The organism is Streptomyces sp. Je 1-369, assembly GCF_026810505.1.
Taxonomy (GTDB): domain Bacteria; phylum Actinomycetota; class Actinomycetes; order Streptomycetales; family Streptomycetaceae; genus Streptomyces.
Genome location: NZ_CP101750.1, coordinates 2,657,721 through 2,670,397, shown reverse-complemented (window position 1 = coordinate 2,670,397; position 12,677 = coordinate 2,657,721). Strand labels below are relative to the sequence as shown.

The following is a 12,677-nucleotide window of genomic DNA, read 5'->3' as shown; positions in this document are numbered from 1 at the left end:
GATCTCACGCCGACCCCCGGCCGTGCCGTCGCCTCAGTCCCGCCCCACGGCCTCAGCCCCGCCCCACGTACGGCATGTTCGTCGCGAGCACCGTCGCGAACTGGATGTTCGCCTCCAGTGGCAGTTCCGCCATGTGCCGTACCGTGCGGGCCACGTCCGTCACGTCCATCACCGGCTCGCTCGCCAACTCGCCGTTCGCCTGGAGGATTCCGGACTGCATGCGTTCGGTCATGTCGGTCGCGGCGTTGCCGATGTCGATCTGGCCGACCGCGATCCGGTACGGCCTGCCGTCCAGGGAGAGGGACTTCGTCAGGCCGGTCAGGGCGTGCTTCGTCGCCGTGTAGGCGACCGAGTTCGGACGGGGGGCGTGGGCCGAGATGGAGCCGTTGTTGATGATGCGACCGCCCTGCGGGGTCTGCTCCTTCATCTGGCGGAACGCCGCCTGCGCGCACAGGAACGCGCCGTTGAGGTTGGTGTCGACGACGTGGCGCCACGCGTCGTAGGGGAGCTCCTCGACCGGGACGCCGCCGGGGCCGAACGTGCCCGCGTTGTTGAAGAGGAGGTCCAGGCGGCCGAAGTCGGTGGCGACGCGGGAGAAGAGGGCCGCCACGTCCTCGGGGCGCGACACGTCCGTGCGGACGCAGACGACCGCGTCGTCCCGCGCGCCCGACTCGGCCGCCGCGAGCGCGGCCGTCTCCTCCAGCGTCTCCGTGCGGCGGCCCGCGAGCGCCACGGTCCAGCCCGCGGCGAGCAGTTCGAGGGCGACGGAGCGGCCGATTCCGGACCCGGCTCCGGTCACCACCGCGACCTTGGAAGAGGCTGCGGAAGGGGTGGTCCCCGACCCGTTCGATGGGGCAGTTCGCTCAGCGTTCATGGCCCCGCAGCGTACGGGAGGGGCGTCCACGCGGACATCATCCGCCCGCCATATGGGTGTTGTGTACGCGACAGTCGCGCGTCGTCCCCCACCACTTCCATGCCCCTGACACCAATCGTCAGGGGAGGGCCACATGACCAACGCAGGCCAGCAGCACGCACCCGATATCCGGGCCGCCGCCCAGCACCTGGGCCGCCGTCGTTTCCTCACCGTCACGGGCGCCGCCGCCGCGCTCGCCTTCGCGACCAACCTGCCCACCGCGGGTGTCGCGGGCGCCGCCGAGCTCGACGCCCGCCGCATCGCGGAGAACCCCTTCACCCTCGGTGTCGCATCGGGCGACCCGCAGCCCACCTCGGTCCTGCTCTGGACCCGCCTCGCCCCCGCCCCCTACGAGCCCGGCGGCGGCCTCCCGCGCCAGCGCGTCACCGTCCAGTGGGAGGTCGCCCACGACGCCCGCTTCCGGCGCGTCGCCAGACGGGGCACCGTCACCGCGCACCCCGAGTTCAGCCACACCGTGCACGTGGAGGCGGACCACCTGCACGCGGGCCGCACCTACTACTTCCGCTTCAGGACCGGCAGCTGGATCAGCGAGACGGGCCGCACCCGCACCGCGCCCCTCCTGGTCTCCCGCCCCGGCAGCCTCACCCTCGCCGCCGTCTCCTGCCAGGCGTACCACGACGGGTACTTCACCGCGTACAAGCACCTCGCCAAGGACGATGTCGACGTCGTCTTCCACCTCGGCGACTACCTCTACGAGTACGCGGTCAACGCGGTCGGCGGCGCCCGCGACTACACCGACCGCACGCTGCCCGCGCACTTCAACAAGGAGACGAAGACCCTGGAGGACTACCGCCTGCGGTATGCCCTCTACAAGCACGACCCCGACCTGCGCGCCGCACACGCCGCGCACCCCTTCGTCGTCACCTGGGACGACCACGAGGCCGAGAACAACTACGCCGACGACATCTCCGAGAACGACGACCCGCCCGCCGAGTTCCTGCTCCGCCGCGCCGCCGCCTACCGCGCCTACTGGGAGAACCAGCCGCTGCGCCGCTCGCAGCTGCCGAGCGGGCCCGACGCGCAGCTCTACCGGCGCCTCACCTGGGGCAGGCTCGCCCAGTTCGACATCCTGGACACCCGCCAGTACCGCTCCGACCAGGCCTACGGCGACAAGGCCCACGTCCCGGGGTCCGAGTCGGACGACCCGGCGCGCAGCATCACCGGCGCCACCCAGGAGCGCTGGCTCATCGACGGCTGGCGCCGCTCGAACGCCCTGTGGAACGTCGTACCGCAGCAGGTCACCTTCTCCGAGCGCAGGCTCGACCTCAACGCGCGGGCGAAGCTCTCCATGGACGCCTGGGACGGCTACCGCGCCTCCCGCAAGCGGGTCCTCGCGGGCGCCGAGGCCGCGGGCATCGACAACCTCATGGTCCTCACCGGCGACGTACACGTCGGCTACGCCTTCGACATCAAGGAGGACTTCGACGACCCGTCCTCGAAGAACGTCGGCACGGAAATCGTCACCACGTCCATCGCGAGCGGCAAGGACGGCGCGGACAAGCCGGCCAACTGGGAGACGCTCACGAAGGCCAACCCGCACATGAAGTTCTACAACGGCCGCCGCGGCTACGTGACCGTCACACTCGACCGCGACTCCGCGCTCGCCGACTTCAAGACGGTCCCGATGATCAGCAAGCCGGGCGCCCCCATCAGCACGGCGGCGTCCTTCGTCACGGAGGCGGGAAAGCCGGGCCTGTACCCGGCGTAGCACCCCGGCACAGCGGAAACCGGTCCGTACCACCCACCCACAGCTGCGACGATAGAAGCCGCAGAGGCGAAACGCAGCGACTGGGAGGGGCGCGATGCCTGAGCTCGGGCAGGCCACCGAAGACCATCCGATAACGAAGGCGGCGGAGCCATCGGGCCCCGCCGCCCTCCGCCGTACCGGAGCCCTGGTCACCCTCGTGCTCGGCGGCCTCACCGCCGTCCCCGCGCTCTCCATGGACATGTACCTGCCGGCGCTGCCCGAGGTCACCGACGCCCTGAGCTCCCCGGCCGCGACCGTCCAGCTCACCCTGACCGCCTGCCTCATGGGCATGGCACTCGGCCAGCTCGTCGTCGGCCCCATGAGCGACAAGTGGGGCCGCCGCCGCCCGCTCCTCATCGGCCTGCTCGTCTACGTCATAGCCACCGCGACCTGCGCCTTCGCACCCACCGCCGAACTCCTCATCGGCTTCCGCCTGCTCCAGGGCCTCGCGGGCTCCGCCGGCATCGTCATCGCCCGCGCGATCGTCCGCGACCTGTACGACGGCGTGGCGATGGCCCGCTTCTTCTCCACCCTCATGCTGATCTCCGGCGTCGCCCCCGTCGCCGCGCCCCTCATCGGCGGCCAGGTCCTCCGCTTCACCGACTGGCGCGGCATCTTCGTCGTCCTCACGGTCGTCGGCACCGCCCTGACCCTGCTGGTCTGGCGCCGCCTCCCCGAGACCCTCGCCCCCGAGAAGCGGCACAGCGGCGGCACCGTCGAGGCGCTGCGCACCATGAAGTCGCTCCTCGCCGACCGCGTCTTCGCCGGGTACATGATCGCGGGCGGCTTCGCGTTCGCCGCGCTCTTCGCGTACATCTCCGCCTCGCCCTTCGTCATCCAGGAGATCTACGGCGCCTCCCCGCAGACCTTCAGCCTCCTCTTCGGCGTCAACTCCGTCGGACTGATCGCCGCGGGCCAGATCAACGGCAAGCTCCTCGTCGGCCGCACCAGCCTCAACAAGGTCCTCGCCGTCGGCCTCGCCATGGTCACGGTCGCCGCGGTGGCGCTGCTGCTCATGACCACCGGCGTCTTCGGCGACGTCGGCCTGGTCCCCGTCGCCGCCGGGCTCTTCGTCCTCATGTCGTCGATGGGCCTCACCCTGCCCAACACCCAGTCCCTCGCCCTCATCCGCACCCCGCACGCCGCGGGCTCCGCGTCCGCGCTGCTCGGCACCTCCTCCTTCCTCGTCGGCGCCGTCGCCTCACCGCTCGTCGGCATCGCGGGCGAGGACACGGCCGTCCCGATGGCCGTCGTCCAACTGGCCTGCGCACTGGCAGCCATCGCATGCTTCGTAGGACTGTGCCGCCCCTGGCAGCACGGACCCACGACGCACGCGACGGAGGCGGACCACTGAGCGCACCCAGACTCCTGCGCCCCGGCACCCCGGACCGCGCGGGCCTCGACCCCGACGAGATCGGCCGCCTCGTCGCCGAGGTGGCCGACCTGACGCGCGGGCCGCGGCCCTGGTGCGCGGGCGCCGTCGTCCTCGTCGGCCGCGGGCCCGTCATCGCGGCGGAGGAGGCGGCGGGGTGGGCGGTGCGGTACGCCTCGTACGACCCGGCGACCGACCGCGGCGTCGAGCTGCCCCCCGAGTGGCGGGTGCCGATGCGCACCACCACCCCCTTCGATCTGGCCTCGCTCACCAAGCTCTTCACGACGGTCGCCGCCGTGCAGCAGCTGGAGCGCGGCACGCTCGGCATCGACGCGCTCGTCGGGGCGTACGTTCCCGAGTTCACGGCCGCGGCTCAGCACCGCATCACGGTGCGCCAGCTGCTCACCCACACCTCCGGGCTGCGGCCCGAGCTGCCGCTGTACGACTGCCCGGACGCCGCGGCACGCCTCGCCGCCCTGCGCGCCGAGGCCCCCGCCACCGAACCCGGCGACTACGTCTACTCCGACCTGAACATGCTGCTGCTCCAGCACATCCTGGAGCGCCTCACCCGCCGCCCCCTCGACGACCTCATCCGCGAGGGCATCACCCGCCCGCTCGGCATGACCGCCACCGGGTTCGGGCCGCGCCCCGACGCGGCCGCGACCGAGGACCAGCGCAGGCCCTGGGCCAAGGCCGACCGTGGGATGCTGCGCGGCACCGTCCACGACGAGAACGCGTGGGCGCTCGGAGGCGTCGCAGGGCACGCCGGGCTCTTCTCGACCGCGCGCGACCTGGCGGTGCTCTGCCGCACGCTGCTGTGCGGCGGGTCGTACGGCAGGGCGCGCATCCTCGGCCCCGACTTCGTCGAGCTGATGCTCGCGGGGTCCGGCCTCGGCTTCGGCATCGACCAGCCGTGGTTCATGGGCGAGCTCGCGGGGCGCGGCGCGGCGGGCCACACGGGGTTCACCGGCACGTCGCTGGTCCTCGACCCGTCGACGGACACGTTCCTGGTCCTCCTCGCCAACACGGTCCATCCGCGCCGCCGCCCCGCGGACAACGCGCCCCGGGCCGCGGCGGCCACGCGGCTCGCGCGGGCGGCGCGGGGGCGGTAGCGCTGCGCTTGCTCGGAGGCGGTGCCGCGGGCTCGTCTGCCCGGCTGGGCAGCGTCGGCGGCTGCGGGCCGTAGGTGGCTGGTCGCGCAGTTCCCCGCGCCCCCAAACAGCCCCTGCGGGGCTGTGCGCAGTTCCCCGCGCCCCCAGGCAGCCCCTGCCGGCGGTGCCGGGGGTGTTTTAGGGGCGCGGGGAACTGCGCGAGCGGCCACGACGGGCCCGCACCCGCTGAACGGCCCGAGCCGGGCAGACGCACCGTGCCCCGTAGAATCACCGGGTGAACGCCCCCACCCCCCAGGCCACGGCCGCCTCTCCCGCCGAGACCCTGCGCGCCGCCCTCGCCGGGCTTCTGGACGGTCTTCCGCCGCGGCAGGCGGCTCAGGCCGTCGAGCGGCTGATCGCGAACTATCGGGGGCGGACCCCGACCGACGCGCCGATCCTGCGGGACCGGGCGGATGTCGTCGCGTATGCCGCGTACCGGATGCCCGCGACGTTCGAGGCCGTCCGGGCCGCGCTCGGCGCGCTCGCGGACGCGGCGCCGGAGGGGTGGGCGCCGAAGAGTCACGTGGATGTGGGCGGTGGGACCGGCGCGGCGACGTGGGCCGTCGCGGCGGCCTGGGCGGGGGAGCGGCCCGTGACGGTCCTGGACTGGGCTGAGCCCGCGCTCGCGTTGGGGCGGGAACTGGCCGGCGGCGCGCCTCAGCTGCGCGGCGTCCAGTGGCGGCGCTCTCGTATCGGAGCGGCGCTCGCCATCGAGAGCACTGATCTCGTCACCGTGTCGTATGTGCTGGGAGAGCTCACGGAGGCCGACCGGCGGTCCGTCGTCGACGCTGCCGCCGACGCCGCCGAGCAGGCCGTCGTCGTCATCGAGCCCGGCACCCCCGACGGCTACCTGCGCGTCATCGAGGCACGCGACCGGCTCATCGCCGCGGGCTACCGGATCGCCGCGCCCTGCCCGCACAGCGCGGCCTGCCCCATCGAGCCCGGCACGGACTGGTGCCACTTCTCCGCCCGGGTCAGCAGGTCGTCCCTGCACCGCAAGGTCAAGGGCGGCTCCCTGGCGTACGAGGACGAGAAGTTCAGCTATGTCGCCGCGGTCCGCTTCGACCCCGACCCCGCGCCCTCGCGCGTCGTGCGCCGCCCGCAGATCCGCAAGGGCCAGGTCCTCCTCGACCTGTGCGAGGCCGAGGAGGCGCTGCGCAGGGAGACCGTGACCAAGCGCCACGGCCCCCTCTACCGCGCGGCGCGCGACGCGGACTGGGGCGACGCCTGGCCGCCCCCGTCCGCGGAGTGAACTACCTCGGGCCCCAGGTCCCCTGGTTCACCGAGCAGTTCCAGCCGGACCCGCGCAGGGTGAACTTCACACCGAACGAACGGGTGTTGAGCAGCCGGGTCTGCACCTTGAAGCCGAGCTTCTGCTTGCCCTTGAAGGTCGTGTCGTGGACGGAGACCGTCTTCGTCGTGCGACGGGTGATCTTGCCGCCCGTCGGCGTCGCCTTCTTGAAGCGGACGTTCTTCGTGTTGGTCACCGTGAAGGTGACCTTCTTGATGCTCTTCGTGGTCTTGCTCTTGATGCCGAAGTACAGGCCACCGTTGGTCACGTTCCCGTACCGGTCGTACGAGAAGCGCTTCGGGTAGACGATGTCGATCGGGCAGCCGTTGACGACGCGCGGCGATGCCTTGACGGTCGACTTGGGCGCCGCGGAAGCGGACCCGGCCAGGCCGAGCTGAGCGGCGGTGAGCGCCCCCGCGGTGGCCAGAACAGCGGCGGACGTGCGCATGCGGTTCACTGCGCTGATACCTCTTCTTCCCCCTGGGCCCTGGTGGGCCCAACTTTTTGGTTGTGGTGTTGCGTTCGTATTGTTAGCACGAAGTCGGCCAGATGGCTGAACCACCCCTGTCCGTGGCCGACCCGCCGCTGTTCTTAAAACGTTCTTAGAGGCGGCGACTATCCACTACTCCATGCCGAACAAGAGCAGTTCTCCCGGCCACGCCCGCAGGCGGTCGGAGACCCGTTTCCTCGCCCTGTCCATCACCCTGGCGGTCGCCGCCGCCGGAGCCACCACCTACGCCTTCACCGCCGGGGCGGAGGAGCCGCACGGCCGCGACGTCGAACTCTCCCTCGACGGCGGCACCGCCGTCGTCGACACCGCCACGCTCGCCGTCCGCGCCCGCACCCGCGCGGGACACGACCTCACCCTCTCCGACGCCGCGGCCACCGACCTCGGCAAGCCGGGCCCCGTGACCCGCACCGGCACGGGCCGGGCCCGCTGGAGCTACCCCGAGCGCGGCATCGACGTCACCGCGCGCACCGACCACGGCCGCCTCTCCATCAGCATGAAGGCGCACCGCGACACCAGGCTCAGCTGGCCCGTCACCGGCACCGACGCCACCGCGTCGTCCCTGCAACTGCCCCGCGGTGAAGGCCTGGACATACCCGTCAAGGACGCCTTCTGGACGGCGGGAGGAGGCCAACTCGGCAGCAGCTCAGTCGACATGAGCGAAGGCCTGACCCTGCCCCTGTGGGGCTACTCCCTCGGCAAGCGCACCGGCGTCAGCTATCTCACCCCCACCGACATCGGCACGCATCTCGCCTTCACCACCGACAAGGGGCGGCTGCGCACCACCGCCGAGCACACCTTCGACCGCGGCGAGGGCACCAGCGACTACACCGTCACGCTCGCCCTGACCGACGGCAACGCGGTCGCGCCCGCCGCCGACTACCGCTCCTACCTCGCCGAGCGCGGCCGCCTCGGCAGCCTGAAGCGGAAGATCGCGAAGAACCCGGCCACGGAGAAGCTCCTCGGCGCCTTCCACGCCTACACCTGGGGCACCGCCCGCAAGGCGGAGGGCGTGCGGCAGCTCCGCAAGCTCGGCGTCGACCGGATGTGGCTCGGCTACGACGCGGGCCCCGGCCCCATGGACAAGGCCGCGGTGAGCGCCGCCAAGAAGGCCGGGTACCTCGTCGGCCCCTACGACTCCTTCGCCAACGGCCAGGACCCGAAGAGCGCCGACAGCCCGACCTCCGCCTGGCCCGGCACCGTCTACCCCGACTACTGCGTGCGCGACGCGAAGGGCAAGCCCGAGACCGGGTTCGGCGGCCGCGGCTGCTACCTCAGCTCCCAGGCCTTCGAGCGGTCCGAACCGCGCGAGCACCACCTCGCGGACCGCACCCGCTCCATGGTCGCCAACGGCTCCGACAGCTACTTCCTCGACGTGGACGCCACCGGCGAACTCTTCCGTGACCACGCCGAGGGCCACCGCATGACCAAGGCGAAGGACCGCACGAACCGCCTCGCGCGGATGAAGCGCATCGCGGAGCACGGCAAGGGCGGCCTCGTCCTCGGCTCGGAGACCGCCGGGGCCTGGGCGAACCAGGCGCTCGCCTTCGACCACGGCGCGGGCACCCCGGTCGCCGACGGCCTCTGGAAGCTCCAGAAGGACCGCGAGAAGTGGGGCGGCTACTACCCGGAGGCCGCGCCCGGCATCTTCTTCAAGCCGGTCGACCTGCCCGCCGACCTCGCCACGGCGATGTACGACCCGCGCTACCGCGTACCGCTCTACGAGACCGCGCTGCACGGCTCGCTCGTCAACGCCGAGCGCTGGGAACTCTCGTACGAGAAGCTGCCGCGGCAGAAGAAGGACCGGGCGTTGACCGCGATGCTCTACAACACCCCCCTCAACTATGTCCTCGACGGCCCGTCACTGAAGAAGCACGGCACAGAACTCGCCGCGCTCCAGAAGTACTTCGCACCGCTGCACAAGGCCGCGGGCACCGAGCCCCTCACCTCCTACCGGCGCCTGACCGCCGACCACTCGGTCCAGCGCACGGTGTTCGGCGGGGGCACGCTGACCGTCACGGCCAACTTCGGCACCAAGGCGCACGCCGGGCTGCCGGGCGGCTGCGTCGACGCCCGCCTCAAGGGCGACGACGAGCCGCGCAGGATCTGCCCGGCCGACCTGCGGAAGAACTAGCTCCGCAGCTCCTGCGTGCAGCACTTCACGCTGCCGCCGCCCTTGAGCAGCTCGCTCAGATCCATCGGGACGGGTTCGTAGCCGCGCTCGCGCAGCGGCCCGAAGAGCCCCACCGCGGCCTGCGGGAGCAGCACGTGGAGCCCGTCGGAGACGGCGTTGAGCCCGAGCGCCACGGCGTCGGGCTCCTCGGCGATCAGCGCGTCGGGGAAGAGCCGCCGCAGGACCGCGCGGCTGCCGGGCGAGAAGGCGGGCGGGTAGTACATGACGTCGTCCGCCGCGTCGTCCAGGACGGCGAGCGCGGTGTCCAGGTGGTAGTAGCGGGGGTCGATGAGGTCGAGGCCGATGACCGGGCGGCCGAAGCACTCCTGTGCCTCGCCGTGGGAGAGCGGGCTGGCCCGGAAGCCGCGTCCGGCCAGGACGTAGGAGGCGGTGACGGCGAAGTCGCCCTCGCCCTCGTTGATGTGGACGGGTTCGTGGACCTCGGTGAAGCCGTGGGCGCGGAACCACTCCAGGTGGGCCACGGCCTCCTGCTCGCGCTCCGCGTAGGCGAAGCGGGCGCCGAGCACGCGGCCACCGACGACGGTCGCGCCGTTCGCCGCGAAGACCATGTCCGGCAGGCCGGGCCGGGGGGTGAGCTCCTCGACGGTGTGGCCGAGCGAGCGGTAACGGTCGCGCAGGTCCTCCCACTGGGCGATGGCGAGCGGGACGTCGACCGGTTTGGCGGGGTCCATCCAGGGGTTGATGGAGTAGGTGACCTTGAAGTGTGCCGGTGGGCACATCAGATAGCGCCGGGGTGTGGCGCGCCGAGGAGAGCGAGGATTGCGGGACAAAGAAGGCTCCTCACGTACCGCAGGGTCATGTGCTGCCCATGGTGGGGCAGTTGATGCCCATAGTGCGGTGTGAGGAGGCTCCGCGCTGTGAACCGAACGGGTGGTTACGGGGATGGTCACCGCACCACTCGTGCCATGGAGCACGTCCTGCGCGCGTCTCGCGACACCGATGGCCCGTGACGAGACGCTGCGTCCTGTCAAGACGGGACGTCTCGGTTCGGTCGCTGCTACATTCGACGGCATGGCCCAGAAGACCGTCCCCGACTCCACGCGCCGCAGCGAACGCTCGCGCCGCGCGATCTACGACGCCGCCCTCGCCCTCGTCACCGAGGTCGGCTACGGCAAGCTCACGATCGAGGCCATCGCCGCCCGCGCCGGTGTCGGCAAGCAGACGATCTACCGCTGGTGGACGTCCAAGGGCGCCGTCCTGCTCGACGCCTTCCTCGACCTCGGCGAACAGGCCGCCCGCGCCGCGAGCGAGAACGCGGGCCGGACGGAGCTCCAGACCGAGATCCCGAACTCGGGCGACCTGGAGGCCGATCTCAAGTACGTGATGCGGGCCACCGTCGACGAGTTCAATGACGCCAAGTACGACGCCCCCTACCGCGCGCTCGCCGCCGAGGGGCTGCTCAACCCCGAGCTGGGCGCCGAATTCGTCGAGAAGCTCCTGGAGCCGCAGCTCCAGCTCTACGTGAAGCGCGTGGAGCAGGCCCGCGACGCGGGCCAGGTCGCCCCCGGCGTCGACCCCCGCATCGCCCTGGAACTGTGGGCCAGCCCGCTCGCCCAGCGCTGGATGATGCGCTCGGGCCCGCTCACCCACGCCTACGCCGACACACTCGTCGAGTACGCCCTCTACGGCATCACCCCGCGCCCTCGGACCTCCTGACCCGGCTCAGCGCCTGACGGGCCCGCCCGCCCGCACCGGCTTGTACTTCTTGACCGGTGTGCGCGAGAGCAGGCCCGGGGCGTCCGTGATCACGCCGTTGCAGCCCAGCCACAGCACCCGGTCGCGCTGCTTCGGAGTGGTCACGGTGTGCGCCCACACTCGCGGGATGCCCGAGTTGACCGCCCGCAGCAGGTCGCCGTCGCGCGCCTTGTAGTCCACGTCAAGGACGTCCACGAACGCCGCCCACCCCTCCGGGCGGTCGCTGAGCATCTGCCGCTTGGAGCGCCACAGCTGGGCGAGCAGCCCCAGCCGATGGGCGCGGCGGGCGACCGCGGGGTCGTTCGTGTTCACGAACACCGAGCGGGTCAGCTTGCGCGAGCGGATCAGCCGGGCGAGTGGTTCCAGGCTCCTGGGGTCCTTGGCCTCCAGCATCAGCATGATCTTCCCGCCGAACCGGTCGAGGACCTCCGCGACCGTCGGCGGCCGCTCCGGCTGCCAGTCGCCCGGCAGCGCGGCCCCCGGCCGCAGCAGGACGGTCAGCCAGTCCCACCGGTCCATGGTGCGGACCGAGCCGGACGCGTACGTGGTGCGGTCCACGGTCTCGTCGTGCATGACCACCAGCGTGCCGTCACGCAGTATCCGCGTATCGAAGTCGATGACCTGGGCCGTGCCGCGTTCGTAGGCCGTCCGGAGGCCCGACATGCTGTTCTCCGGCACCTCCAGGGCTCCGCCGCGGTGCGCCGTGTAGACGACGCGGGGGAGCGCGTCCACGGTCAGGGGCCCGCCGCCCCACTCGATCGGGCCGAGGAAGCCGTTCGGTGCCGTGAGGGTGAGCGCCGTGAGGCCCGTCAGCACAGTCCTAATGACCATGGCGCCCACGGTAGGCCGGTACATCACTCCTTGCACTGAAATAGACGGCTATGTCACCCACAGGCTGGCATCACCCCCGTGGACCCCGGATGTGGGCTCCGGCCCCCCGAGGCGCAGGATGGTGGGACCATGGGTCATGCTTTCGGCACAACGGCGAGGTGAGGGGCTAGATGGGCGCGGAGTTCGGCAGCCGGTCCGGCGGGCGGAGCAGGATTTCCCAGTGGCTCCGACGGGGTCCCAAGGACACATCGGCGGATGACCGGGCCCGCGAGGACCTGCTCCTCGCGGCCGCGGGGGCCGGGCTGCCTCTCGCGCCCGCCGCGTATCCGTCGGGGTACCGATGTTCGTGCGACCGCATCGGCTGCCCCACACCGGCCCGGCACCCCGTCTCCTTCGCCTGGCAGACGCAGTCGACGACCGACCGCGGCCAGATCGAGCGGTGGGCACGCCACCAGCCCCAGGCCAACTTCATCACCGCGACCGGCATGGTCCACGACGTCCTCGACGTACCGCTGGACGCGGGCCTCGAAGCGCTGGAGCGGCTCCTCGCGGCCGGTATCGACGTCGGCCCCGTCGCCGAGTCGGGCGGCAGCAACGGACACGGCAGGCTCCTCTTCTTCACCGCGACCCGCGGCACCCCCGAGGACGAGGACGAGTGGTGGCCCTGCGAGCTGGACTGCCACCCCGAGACGATGGACGAGCATCCGGGCCTGCGCTGGCACTGCCGGGGTTCCTACGTCCTGGTGCCGCCCGCCCGGCTCCCCGGTGACCTGGAGGTGCGCTGGCTGCGCGGCCCCGAGCACCCGCTGCCCGACCCGCTGACGCTCCTCGCGACGCTCACCGACGAGTGCGCCCGGGTCGCGGGCGAGCCCCAACAGGACATCGCCGCCTGGCCGTTGCGGGGCTGAGGAGCGGGACCGAGGAGCGGGATCGAGGAGCGGGACCGAGGGGCAG

11 protein-coding genes are annotated in these 12,677 nt (G+C 72.0%); 7 read left to right on the top strand and 4 right to left on the bottom strand.

Annotation, left to right across the window (positions count from 1 at the left end; all coding sequences use genetic code 11):
• Positions 1-52 precede the first annotated feature (52 nt).
• Positions 53-874, bottom strand: coding sequence for an SDR family oxidoreductase (locus NOO62_RS12195; protein WP_268770909.1), 822 nt, complete (start codon positions 872-874; stop codon positions 53-55).
• Positions 875-1,007: 133 nt separating this feature from the next.
• On the opposite strand from NOO62_RS12195, the gene NOO62_RS12190 reads away from it, so the two are divergent.
• From NOO62_RS12190 to NOO62_RS12175, 4 genes are all read left to right on the top strand, one after another.
• On the top strand, positions 1,008-2,642 hold the full coding sequence (locus NOO62_RS12190; RefSeq protein WP_268770908.1) for an alkaline phosphatase D family protein: 1,635 nt from the start codon (positions 1,008-1,010) through the stop codon (positions 2,640-2,642).
• Between the two features lie 94 nt (positions 2,643-2,736).
• Complete coding sequence (locus NOO62_RS12185) at positions 2,737-4,035, top strand: multidrug effflux MFS transporter (protein ID WP_268770907.1); 1,299 nt, start codon at positions 2,737-2,739, stop codon at positions 4,033-4,035.
• Positions 3,966-5,165, top strand: coding sequence for a serine hydrolase domain-containing protein (locus NOO62_RS12180; RefSeq protein ID WP_414930808.1), 1,200 nt, complete (start codon positions 3,966-3,968; stop codon positions 5,163-5,165). Before NOO62_RS12185 ends, NOO62_RS12180 begins: the two co-directional genes overlap by 70 nt.
• A gap of 274 nt (positions 5,166-5,439) precedes the next feature.
• Complete coding sequence (locus NOO62_RS12175) at positions 5,440-6,456, top strand: small ribosomal subunit Rsm22 family protein (RefSeq protein WP_268770906.1); 1,017 nt, start codon at positions 5,440-5,442, stop codon at positions 6,454-6,456.
• 1 nt (position 6,457) lies between these two features.
• On the opposite strand, the gene NOO62_RS12170 is transcribed toward NOO62_RS12175, so the two are convergent.
• The gene (locus tag NOO62_RS12170) at positions 6,458-6,943 is read right to left on the bottom strand and encodes a hypothetical protein (RefSeq protein ID WP_268770905.1); all 486 of its coding nucleotides are present in this window, start codon (positions 6,941-6,943) and stop codon (positions 6,458-6,460) included.
• Between the two features lie 181 nt (positions 6,944-7,124).
• On the opposite strand from NOO62_RS12170, the gene NOO62_RS12165 reads away from it, so the two are divergent.
• Positions 7,125-9,137: a glycoside hydrolase gene (locus tag NOO62_RS12165; RefSeq protein WP_268770904.1), complete on the top strand. Its 2,013-nt coding sequence runs from the start codon at positions 7,125-7,127 to the stop codon at positions 9,135-9,137.
• On the opposite strand, the gene ddaH is transcribed toward NOO62_RS12165, so the two are convergent.
• Positions 9,134-9,967 (bottom strand): dimethylargininase, encoded by an 834-nt coding sequence (gene ddaH, locus NOO62_RS12160; RefSeq protein ID WP_414930807.1) that lies wholly within the window; start codon positions 9,965-9,967, stop codon positions 9,134-9,136. The genes NOO62_RS12165 and ddaH overlap by 4 nt on opposite strands.
• A gap of 241 nt (positions 9,968-10,208) precedes the next feature.
• Here ddaH and NOO62_RS12155 point away from each other — a divergent pair, with 241 nt between their 5' ends.
• Positions 10,209-10,853: a TetR/AcrR family transcriptional regulator gene (locus tag NOO62_RS12155; protein WP_268770903.1), complete on the top strand. Its 645-nt coding sequence runs from the start codon at positions 10,209-10,211 to the stop codon at positions 10,851-10,853.
• 6 nt (positions 10,854-10,859) lie between these two features.
• Here the strand turns inward: NOO62_RS12155 and NOO62_RS12150 are convergent, their stop codons facing one another.
• Positions 10,860-11,723, bottom strand: coding sequence for a glycerophosphodiester phosphodiesterase (locus NOO62_RS12150; protein WP_268770902.1), 864 nt, complete (start codon positions 11,721-11,723; stop codon positions 10,860-10,862).
• 170 nt (positions 11,724-11,893) lie between these two features.
• On the opposite strand from NOO62_RS12150, the gene NOO62_RS12145 reads away from it, so the two are divergent.
• Positions 11,894-12,631: a bifunctional DNA primase/polymerase gene (locus NOO62_RS12145; protein WP_268770901.1), complete on the top strand. Its 738-nt coding sequence runs from the start codon at positions 11,894-11,896 to the stop codon at positions 12,629-12,631.
• Positions 12,632-12,677 lie beyond the last annotated feature (46 nt).